Below are 17883 nucleotides of genomic sequence, written 5' to 3'. Positions count from 1 at the left end.
TTATGTCCCAGCCTCTTTTCTAAATCAACCAGCTTTCCCTTTGTGCTTGTTCCTTCATGAACGGTTTATGGCAAACATAAACAAAGGAACTTCCTTTCCAAGTTACTTATTGTATTACGGTTTCATACATATATTAATTATTCACAGCCATTCTTCCGAGTGCCCCATCCTCAACCAAGAGATCCTGTAGGTCATACATGGAGATTGGAAACATAGGAAATCCATAGACATATGGAGTTATTTCGTATAATTGAAAATAAATGACTAGTATTTTATCAGCAATATAAAAATTTTGATTCGGTCTAATTTCAGTAAAATCTCCTAGTGTTTGAATCTTCCTATCATTTATTTGATTCTTGATGATTTTCGATAGCCTTTTTACATAATCACTTCCCGGTCTAAATAAGCTTTCTATCGTACATTTCTGTTTCTTTTTCAGATCAAATGTAAGAGATTGAATGAGGGTCATTCCGTGGGCAGCTTGATTATGATACGTATAGTTGGTTAAGGATAAACTTAGCACTTGACGCTGATTATTTTTTATTTCATATGAGCCCAGCATTTCCTTTACCGTTGACGGCTCCTCTCCTGCTTGTTCATTAATTAGCTTTTGAGTTTGAGAAACAATATCACGATTGATTTGGTGTTCAAATATGATTTCTTTCATACCAAAAATATGCGGATAATATACATTTTCTCTAGTTCCATCACTAACCATTCTTGTTGAAACTGCAACTGGAAATGTCATCGTCATGATGAATCCTCCTTCATAATCGCTGTTCCACACATTGTATTCTATACAGAACAAGGTTATGAGGAGGACTTATTGTAACAAGTATGATAATGACTCTCTTGTTTTATTTTTTCATACGAATTAATAAAGCAGCTATAAATAGGATAACTGCAATTAATAGTGCGGTTCCAGTACCTATTGAAGTAAATAGACTTAAGAGAATAATGATTACCCCGAGTAAAATTAATGTATTTGCCATTTGAATCTCCTCCATTCATAAATTCACTAGCATTTTTGTTTTCTTACTTGAATCTCTTATTCCCCCATTCATATAAGCAATAAACTTTTATATGAAAAATAACACTCTTTTTCATTTGGATCATACATATTCTATCGTCACATGACACAAACTACTAGAAAAAAATGGGTGGAGGATTTTATGGCATTTGTTATTTTTTTCTTTATCTCATGGTTTGTCATCGCGCTATTTGCCGTTACGAAGAAAAGTCTTTCGTTGTCTGCGAATACATTTGTTTTTCTTGTTGTATTAATCTTTAGTGTAAATTTCACCTGGATAATCGTCGATGAATTTGAGTGGGTAACAGTAGCCGAGAAAGCTTTACCCTATACGGCATATCTACTAACTAGAACTATCATCGTCCCTTTTGTTCTGCTATTGCATGTGAATTTTTACAATAATGCGGGAAATACTTCAAAGAAGGTCATAGTTATATTGGCGGCTGTTATATCACTATTATTTGTCAGTGTCCTCTCTCGTTCTTTAGGTATTACAGAATACATGGAATGGAATTATGGATATAGTGCCCTTTATTATCTATTTTTGAACGGAGTGGCTATACTTACATCTAAGCTTTACAAGTGGCTCTCTAGGAATGAGGTGAGCTTCTCATGATGCTTTGGGAATCCTTTGATCAAAATGAAATCTATATACTACTCTTATTCTCTGTTGCCTTAGGAGCTTTTCTGTTGTTTAAAAAGATTCTTCCCAGGTATATCACAATATTATTTTTAACGTGGGGCTTTGCGAGCTCTCTCTTATTTGATTTCACCATTGGCGGAGGATTTCATGACTACTATAAAGTAAACGACTCCAATCATTACGAGCTCTTTGATTTAATCACTTACTTTTCCTTTTCGTTTTTCGGCTATTTCTTTGTGTATTTTTATGAGAAATTTGCTATACAAAAAGTTACATTTATCCCCTATATCCTAGGCTGGACAGTTATCGGTTTAACGATGGAAAAATTGTCAACTATTATGGGTGTCATCCATTACCAAGATGGATATAGTATTCAATTCTCTGTAGTCGTATTTTTAATTGTACAGACCACAACGGCCCTGTATTATGAGCTAGTTAAGCGGAATTCAATATCTCCTGAAGGCAATTAGCTAACATTTGTTTAGATGGAAAAGAGCTTCTTCGGAAGCTCTTTTCCACCACATTCTGTTCTGAGCTTTCTCTAGCAACAGGGTCAAAGCAAATTGAAACCCACAAACGAGATTAATGTCCCTAGGTTTACCTAAAGCCCAACATCAATCCTTAAACAGCTTTCGTGACTCTTCTGGAACAAACACAACTTCTTGGATTTTATGGTCAGATGTTAGGTTGAGTAGCACCATTTCACCATTACTAAATTTCAGTAACTCGTAGGTCTGGAAACTCGTAGCACTGCTCATTCGTTGATATACTTGGTTTAGCACTTGTTCTGATAGTTGGTGCTCTCTTCCATCAGCAATGTAAGGCGAAATAATCTTTATATTATTCGTTCGAGCCGCTTCTTTAAACTGGATGCCTACTTCAACTGGACCTACTTTAGCGAACAGCACCTGATGGATGAGTAAATAGCATGAAGTTAAGACAGATAGATAACACCAAGACGGTTTTTCTTCGATTCATGTTTCATCACCCAAACTCATTTTCCCATTTATACCCTATAATCAACAGATATTTCAGACTTCTACTTTATTGCTTGGCTAATTTCTTAAACTCCTGATATTGTTCAGCCGTAATGCTACTTCCAATTCTAGCCATCATAAAGTTGGTTTCATAGAGGGCAATATCAGGATCTGTTGTTTCAAATTCGATGAATTCTGCTGACTTTAGTACATTTTTCAGAATTCTGCTATAAGGAAGCGGATCTCCATCTGTCATTCCCAGATCCCAGTGCCAACAATACTCCAATGACACAATGATAGATTGTACCATTTCATCTTCCTCAAATAACCCTTGTATAAGCCTTTTTCCTAGTCCTAAATTTCGAAAGGAAGGTGCTACCTCCATCACACCTACCATTTTAAGGTAGGGGAGTTTATGCCAGCGCTCATCCTCTTCTGGTGGAAGAATAATGGTGTATCCTACAATATAGTGCCCGGAGACAGCTAGGGTCATCATTGCATTTCCCCTCTCGATCGCCTTAATCATAGCCATTTGCTGATTTTCTGCTGGACGAAATCGGTTTAATTGTTCATGAAACGGAATCGTTTGTAACCTTCCTTTCATCTCCATTTGATCTTTAATCAACTCTACTTTCATAGTTCATCCCCCATTTCCATGAGGCAGAAAAAAACCACCTCTCTAATAAGAGAGATGGAAGATACACAACGTAGATTCATTAGCAAACAGACCTGTCGTCCCGCCAACACACCTCGTTGCATCTTCCTAGCTCCCGAAGAAGATACGACACATAAATAAGGCAGGTCTCCTGACTTGTGTTTCCTCCTACTCTAAGCCCTTCCCATCAGAAGACAGTGGCATGCTTATTTCGTCAACACTTACAGTTGCGGGAACAGTCCTGGATTTTCACCAGCTTCCCTTTTAAGTCCAAGTGGACACCTTATCTACCGGTAATATCATTATTTCATGTTGATACATTCTTTAAAAATATTGAATTTCCTGCCTATGAATAGGACTTTATCTATTCTTTGCCATTCTGTAATTTTTTCACCGATAAAAAATGCTGATACGCTCTAATCCTTTTATTAAGCTGATAAATTAATGGCCATGATAAGAGAAGAATCAATAACGCATAGCCATAAAATGCAGCTTCAAAGATGATGGCCCATCCACCGAAGAACAAATTCCCCATTAAATATATGAATAAAATTAACAATGACGTAATCATGTATTTTGTAATAAATGGAATCTTGCTACTTGTAAGTACTTTTACATGAACCCAAACAGAAATCACACAAGAAACCATGGCAATCACCATACTAAAGAAATAGCTTTCTACGGATGAAAATAAATTTTCTCCCATTAGAAAAAGAACGATTGCTCGGATCACCATACCTAAAACAGCTGATATGATAATTGCTTCTATAAAATATTTTTTCATCGCATCTTACCTCATTCCTAAAAACTCTTTAAACGGTCCAACAAAGCTTTTGGAAACTTCCACTTCTTTTTTTGAATGAACAAATTTGAGAAGCAGTCTGCGATTGAACCAAGGAATTATTTTCGCAACGGAATCAATGTTAACGATAAAGGAACGGTTTACTTTAATAAACCGTTCATTTGGCAAACGTTCCTCCAGTTGATAGAGTTTTTCTTTTAAACGATATACCTCTTTTGCTGTATGACATAATACGGCAGAATCCACTGCTTCAAAGTACAATACTTGCTCATGGTCAATCACATAAAATTCCTCATTGTGACTTCCAATAATTTTTGATGTAGCTGAGGTAGGGGCGAATGGCTTTAGAATTTCACCTAGCCTGTTCAGATCGTTCGGGTCGAACACAATGCATGGTAAAAAACCGCTATGAAGTCCCTCCTCCACCATGTAAAGATCCGCTTCTCGATAGATTTCTATTCCATATGGTTTTAATCGATTGATTAATTCCTCACGAATTTCATTTCTGCAAACAAGACCTACTCGCATTATAACTCCTTAATGATTCAGCTTTTTTCTTCGCTCCAAGCGATGTATATATACGATGGTTAGAGCTAATATCAGTATAATACAGCCAACCAAATATTTCCCGAACAATGAGTAAAAGGTCGTCACACCTTCTGTCGGAACGTGCCCCCTCATGACCCAGTGGTCTGTTGAGAAATGGTCCATTTTCGTTAAAACCTGACCTTTGTAATCGGTAATCATCGACATACCATTAACGGTTTGCGTAACAACATTCGCCCCGTTCTCAATCCCTCTGAAGTTTCCAACGATCGTATGGTAGGGAGAAAGTTCTCTCCAATCAGCAGATGGAATAAACAAGATATCTACCTTAAGCTCTCCAATTTGATCAACCACTGCAGGAAAATCCTTATCCCAGCATATAATCCCCGAAAGCCGGCCATATTCCGTATCAACGGTGGTCAATTCCTTATTCCCCATGACCGTATTTTCTACCGCATTGCCCCCATATTTATAATGCTCTAATGCTACATCTCCTTCAGGGTTAATGATATATAAGACATTTTCATTCGGTTCTTCCTCCGCTGTGAATATATAGGGAACGGTTAAAATGTAGACCTGATACTTCCTTGCAACCTTTTTTAGCTTATCTAAATACATGGATGTCTGTGATTCATCTATAACGATGACACCCTCTGAATGATGAATAATTTTGGCACCTGATTTTGCCTCAGCAACCGTCAATTCTAGCAGCCCATCCATTCGCTCTTCCGCTTTTTCAACAAAATCACTCATGTCCTTTTTGTGTAAAGTAAAGATTTCTAATACATCAGAGTCCGTTCGATCCACCGTATGAATTCCTGATACAGCAACCGTTTCTTCATGCTGATGGATATACATTCGCAAACCGCCTAAGGTAACAATGAGGGCAAGTGCTGTCACACTAATGATGGCCACTCTTCTTCGTTTGGTAAAATCCAAACTTACCCAATAAATAATGGATGCTACCCATGTAATGAGAAAGGTAATTCCTGTAACCCCTATAAAGGACGCAAACTGAGCAATTGGCAACATATCATGCTGCGAATAGCCTAACACCCCAAAGGTGCCATACGGATTAAAATATACATTTGTAAAGTCTAATAGGGAGTAAGTACAGGGTAAAATGAAGGTTGCTAGAAAAGAACGGGCTTTTGAAAAGTAAATTTTTTGCCACACGAACGGAATGGCATAAAGAAACCCTGCTGCCGCTGGAATGAATTCAAACATTGGAATCGGGAGTTCTGGAAGCATCTTATGAAAGCTCAATTGATTACTCAATGCTGTGACCAAACTTAACGAGATCCAAGCCAACTTCCAACTCATGTCTTTTATAGCAAATAAGAATAACACTGGGAAAATCCACGCAGCTGGTGCGATCAGAAACTTTCCATTACTGAGCACCATAAAGACCCCACCTAACAAAAGTAAATAGATTGGATTCAACTTTTTCAACATCATCTCTCCTCTCGCTTTGTTACCATAAGTATAGGAGGTATTAATGAAATCTACCTGAAGATTTGCGTAGAAAGGACAGATTTGAAGGTGAGTAGTACAGAATTAGCAAGGATGGAATTTTATCCAATAATCGGAAAAGGGTAAGCACAAAGAAAAAAGTGATCATCCTGAAATTAACTGGACAATCACTCTATCAATAGACAATTAGTTACTCTTTTCCATTACAGCAAAATAATTTTCTTCCGCATCCGCAAAGTTAAAGACTCTTCCAGATGGCATTGTAACAATATCCCCTACCTTAACATTCTTACTTGATAGCTCTTTATGAAACTTCTCAAGGTTGTCAGTAAAAAACATAAGAGATGGAGTACCTAGGTTCAAGCCAGGTGACATTTTCGCAACGAAATCTTTGTTATGAAGAATCATACTTGTTTGTGCAATACCGCTAGGGGTGATCTCTATCCATCTCATCCCTTGGCCATTGTTTTCCTCAGAAATGACCTCAAATCCAACCTTTTCCGTCCAAAACCTAACAGCCTCATCTTGATCATGAACATATAACATAATTTGTCCTACTTGATTAATCATTGAACACATCTCTCCTCTATAGGGAATGATGTATAGTATTCGTCGGTTGCTGGGTAAAATCCTCTCTAAATCAATCAAAATTCCTCATGTGTACCAAATTTTGGTGTTGTTCATTACCCCTCACTTCCATTAGTCACGTCAGTTGGTTTAATTGGTATAGGGGCATATAGCTTTTGACCGATTATCGATTGAATGATGAGAATCAGACCTCCTACGACCCAATACAACGGAAGAGCTGCTGGTGCACTAAAGGAAAATATCACGATCATAATGGGGGATAGTAACCCCATTATCTTCATTTGTTGCTGCTGATCTACAGTCATATTCTTTTGTGAAACCTTAAATTGGAGATAGTAGACAAGCCCTGCAATCGCAGTAACCCATATATCAGGTTGTCCTAAACTAAACCATAAAAACGAATGGGTGGAAATCTCTTGTGACCCTCTTATGGCATAAAACAAGCCCATTAATATCGGCATTTGAATCAGAATGGGCAAACATCCCACATTCAACGGATTTACTCCATGCTTTTGATAAAGTTGTAGCATTTCTTGTTGAAGCTGTTGTTGTTCCTGTTTATCCTGCACTTGTTTAAGCTTCGTTTGAATTTGTTCCATTTCTGGCTTTAATCCTTCCATTTTCGACTTCATTTGTTGCTGATTTTTATACTGTTTTAACATAAAAGGCATTAAAACAAGACGAATCAAAATCGTAATGATAATTATGGCCACTCCATAATTATCATTGAATAATTCAGCAATTCCATGAATGGCTACAACGAATGGATTGACAAAATAAGTGTAAAAGAAGCTTCCTTCACTTGTTTGCTGTTGGCAGCCTGTTAAAACAATCATCATTACCTGTAATAAGGAAATGATAAATAATGCTTTTGTTTTTTTCATCTCGTATCTACTCCTAATCCTATTATTTATGAGGAAATGAGTAGTAGATACGGGCCTTCTATATCGGGATCAGTGTATTGATACTTTTTAATCGTCTTATGAATCCACCGTATGGTATGGTTTATATAAAGATGTGCATTTAGGACAAGCTTTACATTGGTCTGATGACTGCCTTCCATCGTAAAGCACGTACTTGTAAGTTGATTTCTTGTACTAAGCGGGAAAAAGCTAACTAGCAGAACCCCTAGAAGCAAACTACCATAAAAAGTATAGATGCTAGAAAAATTGGATAGCTCTACAATTAAATCCAACAAACGAAATCACCTCAATCTGTCCTGACAATACATCAACTATAAACAAACAATCATAAAAGAACAATATATATCCAGAGGAAGGGGTAGCAAAATAAGGAAGCTTCATAGTCGTATCATTTGATTATGTGGTGGAAATATATCGATTACTTCCAGGAAGCTTTTTGATTTCATTCCATGCACGAATCGCCTCTTGACGACTTCTTCCTTTATTTTTGGGGTCAGCAAAAAAATCGTGAATAAACTGATTATACTCAAATTGCGGGCCGATGTTTTTCTTATAGGCAGCATCTTTCTTCCGTTTCTCTTCTTCATGCCAAGCTGCAACTACCTCACGATAGGTTTTACCAACATTGTTTTTTAAATAGGTTTGGATAAACGTAGAAAAATGAAATTTAGGAATGACTGTCTTAAAGAAAGCACGTACAGTTTGACTACACCGATGATTTTCGGTAATAACCGTATCTAAACTAAGTGTAGTTTCAGCTTCTACCTTCTGAAGTGCCCTTGTTCTTCTAATTGGAGATAAGGTTTCACCTGTTTGAAGAAATACTTCAATCCGGTGAGCGATCTCAACTTTTGCACCTGAGGCACTTATCCCATTTACACGACAAAAAGATTGTAACTCTTCCTTTAGCCAATAATAGTCTCGAAAGCTCTCTAGACTCATACCTCTTGTTAATGTGGGTCTCAATCCTACCACCTCCTTGTTTCTCATACCCCATTATAGAACGAATGTTCTTGTTTGTAAAATATATACAAAACAAAAGCAGCCTCAAATCAGACTGCTTTCCTTAACACCTATAAATACTTTCGATGAACCCCTTTTCCATCATACGTGTATAGCATTCTTCTGTTTTCAATCTTCGTTTCTAGATGAACCGGACGGCCCCAAAGCTGATTGATATAGGGAAGTACCTTTTCTAAGTACTTTACATCCAGCTCGATTCCTTCATACCCATGTAATAAATAGAGCTCCCCGTTCTTTAAATAATCTCCTTCAGCTACTGTTAAGTACGGAAATCCTCCATTTACGCGCATGCTGACGAGCTGATCGCGTACTTGCTCCCACTGCTTATCAATGACCTTATAGTCTCTTCCTTGCTTCTGGAATAAATACATATCCTCTCTTGTCACGAGGTCCTTTGTTAAATAATTTCGTAAAAAGGAAATATCAGATTCAATTTCACGCACCTCAAACATCTTCTCCCGGCCAGACCCTGGCATAACCCCCCGCTTCTTCATCTCTTCTGTTGGATGGTTATACCGCTCTTCAATATCCTCGAACACCTTTAAACCTAAATAATACGGATTAATACTCGTGCGCGATGGCTGAACAACCCCTGCATTCAACTTCGCAAACTCCAATGCTTCACCAGACGTTAAATCCATTTCACGGAGAATTCGTTGATGCCAGTAGGAAGCCCAGCCTTCATTCATGATTTTCGTCTCAAGCTGTGGCCAGAAGTAGAGCATTTCCTCCCGCATCATCGTGAGGATATCACGTTGCCAATCGGCCAGCTCACGGCTATAGCTTTCAATAAAGAGCAACAAGTCCTTTTCAGGCTGTGGAGGGAATTTTTTCTTCCCTTTTTTTGGTTTGTCGTCCTTCTTTCGATTTCGTTCATCCAAATTCCATAGATCGTCGTAGGGTGAGGTTGGCGCCGTTTCCTCTTCGTATTCTACATCATCCATAGACCAGGCAAGCTTCGGTCGCATCAGGGATGGATCGATATGCTCTTGGATTGCAAGGACGGCATCAAGGAAGGACTCTACCTCTTTCTTTCCATGCTCGATTTCATAAGCACGAACTCTTTCTGCAGTTGCTGACATGCTTTCTACCATATCTCGCTTTGTGTTTTGAAATCGGACATTGTTTTTAAAGAAATCACAATGGGCTAATACGTGAGCCACTATCAGCTTATTTTGAATTAAGGTGTTAGAATCTAATAAAAAGGCATAGCAAGGATTGGAGTTAATCACGAGTTCGTAAATTTTGGATAAGCCGAGGTCATAATGAAGCTTCATCTTATGAAACTGTTTTCCAAAGCTCCAATGGGAAAAGCGAGTGGGCATTCCATAAGCACCAAATGTATAGATAATATCAGCAGGGCACACTTCATAACGCATCGGATAGAAATCTAGACCAAACCCAGAAGCAATCTCGGTGATTTCTTCTATTGCATATTCTAGAGCTTTTTGCTCGCTCTCTCTCATCTGCCTCTCCCCCTTTCATCTCTTATCACAATGTATGATAAAAAAAGATAGGAAATGACGAGAGAGGGATGTCCTATTTTTTCAAAAACAGCTCTTTTGCTTGGTAAGCTAGATAAATTCCTACAAATTGATTGCTATTCCATTCTGCTTCAAATGTAGATAACGGGGGGCTTGTTTCTTCTACTAAAGGACAAATCTCTATAGTCATAGCAGGCTTTTGATACGTCGTAATAAACCAGTCAGTAAACCCACCACCCACTGCTTTCTTTGGTGGATCTCCTAGCTTATAACCAGTAAGCTGTGAGACCCCTTCAGCTATTTTCCGGTCGCGCTCAATATTATCTCCATTTCGATAGTTCCAATAAATCTCTTGTCCAGACGAATGATACGCGATGGCCATTTCAGGCTGTATGCGTTCTGTAAATTGAACGATTGCCCTGATTTCCTTCGCTTCAATCGGTCTTTTTCCTTTAAAAAATTGATACGAATGGAAACGTGGTTTCTCCGGTAGCTCTTCCCAACCTGCTGGGTATTGGCGGTTCAGATCTACACCTACACCGTTTGCCTTCCATCTTGTAAAATCAGCCAGGTTTTCATTCATCATCGTAAGGCGCTTTCGATGAAAATAGGGAAACTTATCGATGAAGCCTTGTTGAATGGTTACTCCATCAGGGTTTAACATTGGCACAACCCAAAGAGACACATCATTAAATATAGCAGTTGAATACTCCCCAATTAATTGATTGTGTTTCTTTGCACTGAGATAATCCTCTGCCATTTTCATCAACAGGGATGAGGTAATCCACTCTCTTCCATGATGTGAACCAATCAACAGCACATTTTGGGGACCGTTCCCAATTCGAAAAGCATAAACCTTCCTACCAAAATGTGTTTGGCCAATCGTTTCTATCTCTAGCTGATAGTTGGCACGTAGCTGCCAAAGGTCTTTCTGAAGCAATTGATATGTATAGGGTTGGTTGGTTTCCACTATTGGTTGTATTTGTTCTGCAAATGCCGTTGTCACAACAATTAACATTACAACTAGGGAACAAATGATTTTCTTCATAAAAGCTCCTTTAATAATTCGTTTGCACCCTAATTGTTCCTTAGATTGAATGTGCTTATACAGGTAAATGCTGAAAATCCCGTCAAATCAAAAACACCAACATTTGCTGAGAAACTTTTCGTGAGAATGTCATACACTATTATCAACTCCTTAAAAGGAGGAGAGTTCAGATGAACAAAGTGGATTATGACAGAGCATTGTATTACACCCATCGGTCTGAATGGGATAACCTATTGATTCTCATGGTCCGAACAGAGGATCAATTTTTATCGAAGAAAATAGAGCATTTCCTACACGCCTACAACTTTGAAAATGACTACAAAGTAATTGAGCTGCAGCTATATTCTTTACTACGCTACATTGACCATGCCAATGAAATTTCCGAGCAGGAAGTATTAGATGCAACAGCAACATCCTTTATGTAAAGAGAATTCCACCATATAAAAACACGGCTCTTTATTGAGCCGTGTTTCTTACATATGTGATTGCTTTCTTATTAAGTGCCATCTTACTACAAATAACAACACCAACAGAGAGTATCATGAAAGAAAAAAGAATGTAAAACGCTATTTGAATGTCACCATTACCTGCGAGCTTTGTAAAAACAGCAAGTAAGACGATTCGAAGTCCAAGGCCAATTGTTCGAAATAAGCTATCGACTCTTCCAATTAGTTGATTTGGGATTTCATCCATCATATATGAATTTCGAGCCACTCTTGTTCCTGCATTTCCGAAAGCTAGTAGCATCGTGAGAATTAAGTAAATCGGCACTGATTCAACAAAACTAATCCAGGTAATCCCTACTGTATAGAGGAAAACGGTCGATATGATTATAGCCATATTTCCTCGTTTAGCAGCAAGCATGGGAATGACGACTCCAGCCAATACTGCCCCCACACCATAAAGCATACTTTGCATTCCATAAACCCCTGCATCAACTTTTAGAACGCTATTCAAATGTATCGGAAATAAATAATTCGTTAGCATAACACCGATAAAAGGCATAATAGAAGCCATGAGGAAGAAAAATAAGCTAGGCTTTGTTTTCATATAATGAATACCTTCCTTAAGCTTCTTAAAGAACGCCCCCCCTCGCTGCTCTACATTTGCAGTTTGCTCATACGGAATGCGGATGAATAGTAGCAAGCCACATAAATACGTTAGGGCATCAAAAAACAGGAGCCATTGCAAGTCTACCTTTGAAATCAGTATTGCAGCTATCGCACCTGCTAACATACTTGAAAGCTGGCCTTGAATTTCCATCGCACCATTTAACGCTCGGTAGGTGGAAGGGTCAAATATTTCTTGATTAAAAGCAAAAATTGCTGGGTAAAATAACGTGTAATACAAGGTACCTATTCCATATAAGATCATATAGTGCCATCCTTGATACTCTACGCCTGTGAATCCAATTAGGGCAAAAAAAAGAATGACAACCAGTCCCATTAACTCTGCTAATAATAAAATTCGCTTTCTAGAATACTTATCAACGATATGCCCAATTGATGGGGCAATAAGAAAGCTAATCATTGTCATTACAATAGCTACATAGCCAAAAGTAGAGGCTCCACTTGGAGTTGAAACAAGAAGCCATGGGATAGCAATCATTGTGATCCCAGACCCAATCGAAGAAAGGATATTGGCCGTAAGAATGAAATAGAAGCGACGATCTCGGTACAATCCACTCATAATATTCCCCTATTACCCCTTCATTACTTGATACGCATTCATATAACGTGTTAATTCTTCCATCATTTGCTTTACTAAATGAGCAGACTCTTCATTTAAGCCATCATTTTCATAATCAAAGCAGTGTGGATCTAATACAACCTGCTTAGGAATGGCATTTGCATATACGCCCCTTACCACCGTACGCATACTATTGAGGGCATTCATTCCACCTTTTCCTCCGCCAGCAACAGCTAATAATGCAACCGGTTTGTGGCTGAATTGCTCACTACTGAGAAAATCAAACATATTTTTCAGTGCTCCGCTCATCGCGTTGTGGTATTCAGGTGTAGCAATAATTACCCCGTCAGCTTCCTTAACCGTTTGTCGAAGAGATTGGATAGCAGAAAGTTGAGCTTGCTCCTCTTCTCCGTTATAGAGAGGAATGGTTCCATCACTTAGATCAATCAAGTGAGCGCCATATGTTCTCGCAATGGCACTGGTCGCAATCCCCGTTCTTCCTTTTTTTCTTGGGCTTCCATTAACTACAATTACATTCATATATTTTTCTCTCCTTTATGTTTTCTATAGTTTTATTATAAGGAGAGATCATACCGTTTAAATCGTCGCTTCGCTTGAACTTTCCCTACGAAATTGGTCTACCCTCCGAACACAAATTCTACGACCAAAGTTGTAGGTTAGATGAGTTGGTTTCGAACAGCGAACAAAGCTGCTTGTGTACGATCGGCAAGTCCTAGCTTAGATAGCACATTCGACACGTGTGTTTTGACCGTTTTTTCCGTTATGAAAAGTGAGGTAGCAATTTCTTTATTGCTTTTACCCTTCGCAATCTCCTGCAACACTTCAAGCTCCCTTTTCGTTAATTCATCTATTGGATTTTTTTCTACTTTATGCTTGCTCGTTAAATGCGTGAGGAGGTGAGAGGTTGCTTTTGGATGCAATTGGTTGTCACCTGCCATCAGCCCTCTAATCGATCGAACGAGCTCATCTGGCTCTACATCTTTTAATTGATAGCCTGAAGCCCCAGCTTCAATGGCCGGTATAACATGATCTTGATCAGAAAAGCTTGTTAAAATCATGACTTTTATTTGAGGATACCTAGCTTTAATTTTTTCAGTTGCTTCAATTCCGTTCATCACTGGCATATCTAGGTCCATTAAGACTAAATCAGGCTGAAGCTCTCCTGCCATTTGAACAGCTTCATTCCCGTCTTTGGCTTCTCCCACAATCTGAATTCCCGCCTGTGTTTTTAAAAAGAAAACAAGTCCTCTTCGTACCACGTGATGGTCATCTGCAATTAATAGTTGAATCGTCATCCCACTTCCTCCTTAGACCGGAATCGTAATCTGAATCTTGGTGCCCTTGCCTGGTGCGCTTTCGAGATCGAACTGCCCATTTAGTAATTCCGTTCGATCCTTCATACTTCTTAAGCCTAACGATGGGAGCTCCTGCTGATCATCATAATGAAACCCACATCCTTGGTCCTTAATGGTAAAAACTAGCGTATTATTGACGATTTTAAACTGAATGGATACATTGGTTTGCTGTGAGTGCTTTTTACAGTTAGCTAGCGCCTCTTGGCCAATTCTCCAAAGTGTCTCCTCGACTTTACAAGGCAAACAAATCACACCCATTACATCGGTGGACACATTTAAACCAAGCATGGCCCCATACCCCTTTAACGCACTTGAAATTCCATTTTCAAGTCCTTTCGGACGAAGCTGCCAAATGAGCGCACGCATTTCACTTAGAGCATCCTGGGCCAGGTCTTGAATATAATCAAATGTTTCTTTTACCTCAAGATCTGCGACCATTTCCTTCCCCCCTCGAGCTGTTAAGCTGACGGAAAAAAGCAATTGATTCACCGAATCATGTAAGTCACGGGCTAGTCGATTTCTCTCTGCTGTTAATGCATTCTCTTGTTCCCGTTGCGTTAAGTTAATTCGCTTAATCGCCGTACCAACTTGAAATGCAACGGCTTCTAGAAGGTCCAGCTCCTCAGTTGAAAAGTGAGTTTTAAAAGGAGAGCCAATATTCAGCAATCCGAACTTTTCCTTGCCCGCACGAAGTGGAACAGTTGCATGATGGGTTAAATGGTTCGTTTCTCCTCTGCTTTCAGCAATCACGTCCTCAATTCGCTTGCACTCAATAATGTTAGTTGCTTTCTCCAGACGGCCATCATTATAGCGATCAATGCACCAGCAATCCCCTTCGCACATAACTTCACAGCTATTTTCCCTTAAAGCAGGAGGCAATGCCTCATATGCTGCTAGCCGAAATTTCAGTGAATCATCGATTAAAAAAATCCAACCAGTTTTCATTCCCGTAACATGCAATAGCTTTCTTAACACTTCTGAAAGCATGTGATGCAAATCTGTTCCCTCATTCAACAGCTCTGCGATTTCCTTTAAGATTTGTATTTCTGAAAGCCGCTCTCCCTTCAAAGAAACCAATCCTCCAACCCTTTTTTCCTAATTATATCGTTTTTCAGACTATTTGACGTTAGAAAAAAGACGGAGAGAATCTCCGACTAAAGTTTGAGAAAAAAGGAGCGCAACCATAAAAACTAATAACAGCTTTACTAGCGAATAGATGGAAATTTCTGATATGATCTACTGGGTATCATAACTTTCCACCACTCTTTTCTATGTAAAAGCACCCCTTCAATCACAACAAAATGGCTATAAATCCCCATTAAAAAAGAGACCAACCTATTATTGCTGGCCTCTTCCTTCACACTAATTATTTACTTGCCACACCATTCATTTTCTCTTCCACCGTTTTCATAAACTCAGCTTCAAGGGCAGATAGTTTTTCATGGCTTTCTGTTAAGCTTGAGCTATTTACCCCAAAATAGAACTTAATTTTCGGTTCTGTACCTGATGGGCGTAAGCATACCCATGACCCATCCTCGAACACATATTTTAGAACATTTGATTTCGGAAGGCTGATGTTTTCTTCTTTGCCATCTGCAGTCATGCGAAGGCCTAGCAAGTAATCCTCTGCAACCGCTACCCGTAAATCACCTAACTTCTTTAATGGCTCATTACGGAAGGAGGCTAGTGTTTGTTGAATTTTCTCTGCCCCTTCCTTCCCTTTTAATGTTAGCGAGCGAAGGCCTTCTTGATAATATCCATATTCCTCAAATAGATCCAAGAGTGCATCATACAAGGATTTCCCTTGCTTTTCATAGGAAGCACATACTTCAGTCGCTAAAATAGCTGCTTGAACAGCATCTTTATCCCTAGCAAAATCACCGATTAAATATCCATAGCTTTCTTCATAACCAAACAAGAAGGTATGCTCTCCCGTTGCTTCGTAATCTTTGATTTTTTCCGAAATAAATTTAAAACCTGTTAATACATTCTCAGTCTTCACACCAAAAGAGGATGCCACTTTGCTTCCTAATTCTGAGGTCACAATCGTTTTGAGCATCATCCCATTGCTTGGAAGTGTTCCTTTTCGCTGCTTTTCCGATAATATGTAATGAAGTAATAACGCACCTGTTTGATTTCCGGTTAAAACAACGTACTCCCCTTCATGGTTTTGTACTGCTATCCCTAACCGATCTGCATCAGGATCTGTCGCTATCAACAAATTTGCATTCACTTTTTTCCCATCACGAATGGCTAGCTCAAATGCCGCATGCTCTTCAGGATTTGGACTCTTGACCGTTGAAAACTCTGGATCTGGATGCTCCTGCTCCGCTACGACCTCTACATGGCGGTAATTTAAGGCTTCTAACGCATTTCGAACTGGCTTATTGGCCGTTCCATGTAGGGGAGTGAAGACAACATGTATCTTGGAATCCTCTGCAAGCTCTTTATTTTCACAAATAGTTAAAAGCTGTGTTTGATAGGCTCTGTCAATTTCTTTCCCAATCATTTGAATCAATCCGCTATCTCGAAGCTCGACCTCTTCTTTCACCTCAAGAGTCAGTTCGTTTTCAATCTCATTTACCTTGCCGATGACAATATCTGCACTTGCTGGCGGTAGCTGACCACCGTCATCACCGTATACTTTATAGCCGTTATATTCAGGAGGATTATGACTCGCTGTAATCACAATGCCTGAATACGCATGTAAATAACGAACCGCAAACGACAGCTCAGGAGTTGGTCTTAACTCGTCAAATACATATGTTTGAATACCACGAGTAGCCAACGTTTTCGCTGCTTCCATCGCGAATTCCCTTGACATGTGACGAGAATCATAAGCGATGACAACCCCTCGATTTTTCGCAACCAAGCCCTTCGATTCAATAAAAGCAGCCAATCCAGCTGAAGCTTTTCGCACAGTGTAAATGTTCATGCGATTTGATCCAACACCAAGCTCCCCACGCATTCCACCTGTACCAAATTCAAGATCTTTATAAAAAGCTTCTTCTAGACCTTTTTCATCCTTCATCAATTCATGTAGTTCATTTCGTAAATTCTGTTCTAATCCTTCAAATTGAATCCATTTTTCTGCTTTCGTTTTCCAGTTCATGGAGCAATCTCCTCCCACAATATGATCCACTTAATAATTTCTTTTTAAAGAAGAACTCTCCTTCAAAAATTGTACTCTTTATTATGACAAAAATCGCTTCGCTTTTCTATTTTTTCCTCGAGTGATCAAAATCATGAATATGTTGTTTGGTAATCATTCTCTCCTATACGAAAGCCTCTTTCCGCTTGTTCAACGACATAACGGAATTCATCTACCAATGATCCTCCCTTAGACCACTCTCTCAATTCCCCCAATCGCTTCCACAATTATTTAATCTATTCATGTACATGGATAGATAGAAGTTCAAAAAGATAAAATTATTATCTAACTAGACTAGGTATCTGGCATGGCTTGAGTGCCTTTGAAAGAGACTTTCGACCGAAATTATCTAAATGCTTTGTTAATGGTTCTTTACTAAATTTAAGAAACTGTAAATGTATGTAAAATATTGGAAGAGCTAGTGCAAATTGTGGCTGGCTTTTTGTATGATAGGACTGTAATTCATTTTGAACCA

20 protein-coding genes and 1 riboswitch are annotated in these 17883 nt (G+C 38.9%); of the genes, 3 read left to right on the top strand and 17 right to left on the bottom strand.

What is annotated here, in order from left to right; all coding sequences use genetic code 11:
• Window positions 1-133 precede the first annotated feature (133 nt).
• Together LS684_RS04780 and LS684_RS24095 are read right to left on the bottom strand one after the other, a co-directional pair.
• On the bottom strand, window positions 134-754 hold the full coding sequence (locus tag LS684_RS04780) for a DUF3298 and DUF4163 domain-containing protein (protein WP_233810424.1): 621 nt from the start codon (window positions 752-754) through the stop codon (window positions 134-136).
• A 103-nt stretch (window positions 755-857) separates the two neighbouring features.
• A complete protein-coding gene (locus tag LS684_RS24095; RefSeq protein ID WP_267930370.1) occupies window positions 858-992 on the bottom strand; it encodes a hypothetical protein in 135 nt (44 codons plus the stop codon).
• Between the two features lie 180 nt (window positions 993-1172).
• On the opposite strand from LS684_RS24095, the gene LS684_RS04775 reads away from it, so the two are divergent.
• Together LS684_RS04775 and LS684_RS04770 are read left to right on the top strand one after the other, a co-directional pair.
• The gene (locus tag LS684_RS04775; RefSeq protein ID WP_233810422.1) at window positions 1173-1646 is read left to right on the top strand and encodes a hypothetical protein; all 474 of its coding nucleotides are present in this window, start codon (window positions 1173-1175) and stop codon (window positions 1644-1646) included.
• Window positions 1643-2143, top strand: a complete 501-nt coding sequence (locus LS684_RS04770; RefSeq protein ID WP_233810420.1) for a hypothetical protein — start codon at window positions 1643-1645, stop codon at window positions 2141-2143. The genes LS684_RS04775 and LS684_RS04770 overlap by 4 nt, the downstream gene beginning before the upstream one ends.
• 574 nt (window positions 2144-2717) lie before the next feature.
• On the opposite strand, the gene LS684_RS04765 is transcribed toward LS684_RS04770, so the two are convergent.
• The 10 genes from LS684_RS04765 to LS684_RS04720 all read right to left on the bottom strand — a co-directional run bounded on the left by LS684_RS04765 (window position 2718) and on the right by LS684_RS04720 (window position 11192).
• Window positions 2718-3287, bottom strand: a complete 570-nt coding sequence (locus LS684_RS04765) for a GNAT family N-acetyltransferase (protein ID WP_233810418.1) — start codon at window positions 3285-3287, stop codon at window positions 2718-2720.
• Window positions 3288-3429: 142 nt separating this feature from the next.
• Window positions 3430-3606, bottom strand: a riboswitch (cobalamin riboswitch).
• A 63-nt stretch (window positions 3607-3669) separates the two neighbouring features.
• On the bottom strand, window positions 3670-4089 hold the full coding sequence (locus LS684_RS04760; protein ID WP_233810416.1) for a hypothetical protein: 420 nt from the start codon (window positions 4087-4089) through the stop codon (window positions 3670-3672).
• A 6-nt stretch (window positions 4090-4095) separates the two neighbouring features.
• On the bottom strand, window positions 4096-4635 hold the full coding sequence (locus LS684_RS04755; protein ID WP_233810414.1) for a LytTR family DNA-binding domain-containing protein: 540 nt from the start codon (window positions 4633-4635) through the stop codon (window positions 4096-4098).
• A 9-nt stretch (window positions 4636-4644) separates the two neighbouring features.
• Window positions 4645-6057 (bottom strand): nitrilase-related carbon-nitrogen hydrolase, encoded by a 1413-nt coding sequence (locus tag LS684_RS04750; RefSeq protein ID WP_233810412.1) that lies wholly within the window; start codon window positions 6055-6057, stop codon window positions 4645-4647.
• A gap of 255 nt (window positions 6058-6312) precedes the next feature.
• Entirely contained in the window at window positions 6313-6696 is a 384-nt protein-coding gene (locus tag LS684_RS04745; protein ID WP_233810410.1) for a VOC family protein, read from the bottom strand.
• Between the two features lie 113 nt (window positions 6697-6809).
• Entirely contained in the window at window positions 6810-7598 is a 789-nt protein-coding gene (gene yidC, locus LS684_RS04740) for a membrane protein insertase YidC (protein ID WP_233810408.1), read from the bottom strand.
• Between the two features lie 26 nt (window positions 7599-7624).
• Entirely contained in the window at window positions 7625-7909 is a 285-nt protein-coding gene (locus tag LS684_RS04735; protein ID WP_233810406.1) for a hypothetical protein, read from the bottom strand.
• Between the two features lie 124 nt (window positions 7910-8033).
• Complete coding sequence (locus LS684_RS04730; RefSeq protein ID WP_233810404.1) at window positions 8034-8603, bottom strand: DUF6434 domain-containing protein; 570 nt, start codon at window positions 8601-8603, stop codon at window positions 8034-8036.
• Between the two features lie 107 nt (window positions 8604-8710).
• On the bottom strand, window positions 8711-10126 hold the full coding sequence (locus tag LS684_RS04725) for a SpoVR family protein (RefSeq protein ID WP_233810402.1): 1416 nt from the start codon (window positions 10124-10126) through the stop codon (window positions 8711-8713).
• A gap of 73 nt (window positions 10127-10199) precedes the next feature.
• Window positions 10200-11192, bottom strand: a complete 993-nt coding sequence (locus LS684_RS04720) for a M14 family zinc carboxypeptidase (protein ID WP_233810400.1) — start codon at window positions 11190-11192, stop codon at window positions 10200-10202.
• Between the two features lie 170 nt (window positions 11193-11362).
• Here LS684_RS04720 and LS684_RS04715 point away from each other — a divergent pair, with 170 nt between their 5' ends.
• Complete coding sequence (locus LS684_RS04715) at window positions 11363-11617, top strand: YhdB family protein (protein ID WP_233810398.1); 255 nt, start codon at window positions 11363-11365, stop codon at window positions 11615-11617.
• A 31-nt stretch (window positions 11618-11648) separates the two neighbouring features.
• Here LS684_RS04715 and LS684_RS04710 read toward each other — a convergent pair whose 3' ends face one another.
• The 5 genes from LS684_RS04710 to LS684_RS04690 all read right to left on the bottom strand — a co-directional run bounded on the left by LS684_RS04710 (window position 11649) and on the right by LS684_RS04690 (window position 17369).
• Window positions 11649-12881: an MFS transporter gene (locus LS684_RS04710; RefSeq protein ID WP_233810396.1), complete on the bottom strand. Its 1233-nt coding sequence runs from the start codon at window positions 12879-12881 to the stop codon at window positions 11649-11651.
• A gap of 12 nt (window positions 12882-12893) precedes the next feature.
• Window positions 12894-13421 carry an NADPH-dependent FMN reductase gene (locus LS684_RS04705; protein ID WP_233810394.1) on the bottom strand — a complete coding sequence of 176 codons (528 nt, stop codon included), beginning with the start codon at window positions 13419-13421 and terminating at the stop codon, window positions 12894-12896.
• Window positions 13422-13558: 137 nt separating this feature from the next.
• On the bottom strand, window positions 13559-14197 hold the full coding sequence (locus LS684_RS04700) for a response regulator (protein WP_233810392.1): 639 nt from the start codon (window positions 14195-14197) through the stop codon (window positions 13559-13561).
• Between the two features lie 12 nt (window positions 14198-14209).
• The gene (locus LS684_RS04695; protein ID WP_233810390.1) at window positions 14210-15325 is read right to left on the bottom strand and encodes a GAF domain-containing sensor histidine kinase; all 1116 of its coding nucleotides are present in this window, start codon (window positions 15323-15325) and stop codon (window positions 14210-14212) included.
• 298 nt (window positions 15326-15623) lie between these two features.
• On the bottom strand, window positions 15624-17369 hold the full coding sequence (locus LS684_RS04690; protein WP_233810388.1) for a phospho-sugar mutase: 1746 nt from the start codon (window positions 17367-17369) through the stop codon (window positions 15624-15626).
• Window positions 17370-17883: the final 514 nt, after the last annotated feature.

The organism is Cytobacillus spongiae, assembly GCF_021390075.1.
The sequence above is the reverse complement of the archived record's forward strand: the minus strand, read 5'-3'. Positions and strand labels throughout refer to the sequence as shown.

Coding starts and splice junctions, on each gene's coding strand:
- LS684_RS04780 (WP_233810424.1), bottom strand. CDS start 754: ATGACGATGACATTTCCAGTTGCAGTTTCAACAAGAATGGTTAGTGAT.
- LS684_RS24095 (WP_267930370.1), bottom strand. CDS start 992: ATGGCAAATACATTAATTTTACTCGGGGTAATCATTATTCTCTTAAGT.
- LS684_RS04775 (WP_233810422.1), top strand. CDS start 1,173: ATGGCATTTGTTATTTTTTTCTTTATCTCATGGTTTGTCATCGCGCTA.
- LS684_RS04770 (WP_233810420.1), top strand. CDS start 1,643: ATGATGCTTTGGGAATCCTTTGATCAAAATGAAATCTATATACTACTC.
- LS684_RS04765 (WP_233810418.1), bottom strand. CDS start 3,287: ATGAAAGTAGAGTTGATTAAAGATCAAATGGAGATGAAAGGAAGGTTA.
- LS684_RS04760 (WP_233810416.1), bottom strand. CDS start 4,089: ATGAAAAAATATTTTATAGAAGCAATTATCATATCAGCTGTTTTAGGT.
- LS684_RS04755 (WP_233810414.1), bottom strand. CDS start 4,635: ATGCGAGTAGGTCTTGTTTGCAGAAATGAAATTCGTGAGGAATTAATC.
- LS684_RS04750 (WP_233810412.1), bottom strand. CDS start 6,057: ATGGTGCTCAGTAATGGAAAGTTTCTGATCGCACCAGCTGCGTGGATT.
- LS684_RS04745 (WP_233810410.1), bottom strand. CDS start 6,696: ATGATTAATCAAGTAGGACAAATTATGTTATATGTTCATGATCAAGAT.
- yidC (WP_233810408.1), bottom strand. CDS start 7,598: ATGAAAAAAACAAAAGCATTATTTATCATTTCCTTATTACAGGTAATG.
- LS684_RS04725 (WP_233810402.1), bottom strand. CDS start 10,126: ATGAGAGAGAGCGAGCAAAAAGCTCTAGAATATGCAATAGAAGAAATC.
- LS684_RS04720 (WP_233810400.1), bottom strand. CDS start 11,192: ATGAAGAAAATCATTTGTTCCCTAGTTGTAATGTTAATTGTTGTGACA.
- LS684_RS04715 (WP_233810398.1), top strand. CDS start 11,363: ATGAACAAAGTGGATTATGACAGAGCATTGTATTACACCCATCGGTCT.
- LS684_RS04710 (WP_233810396.1), bottom strand. CDS start 12,881: ATGAGTGGATTGTACCGAGATCGTCGCTTCTATTTCATTCTTACGGCC.
- LS684_RS04705 (WP_233810394.1), bottom strand. CDS start 13,421: ATGAATGTAATTGTAGTTAATGGAAGCCCAAGAAAAAAAGGAAGAACG.
- LS684_RS04700 (WP_233810392.1), bottom strand. CDS start 14,197: ATGACGATTCAACTATTAATTGCAGATGACCATCACGTGGTACGAAGA.
- LS684_RS04690 (WP_233810388.1), bottom strand. CDS start 17,369: ATGAACTGGAAAACGAAAGCAGAAAAATGGATTCAATTTGAAGGATTA.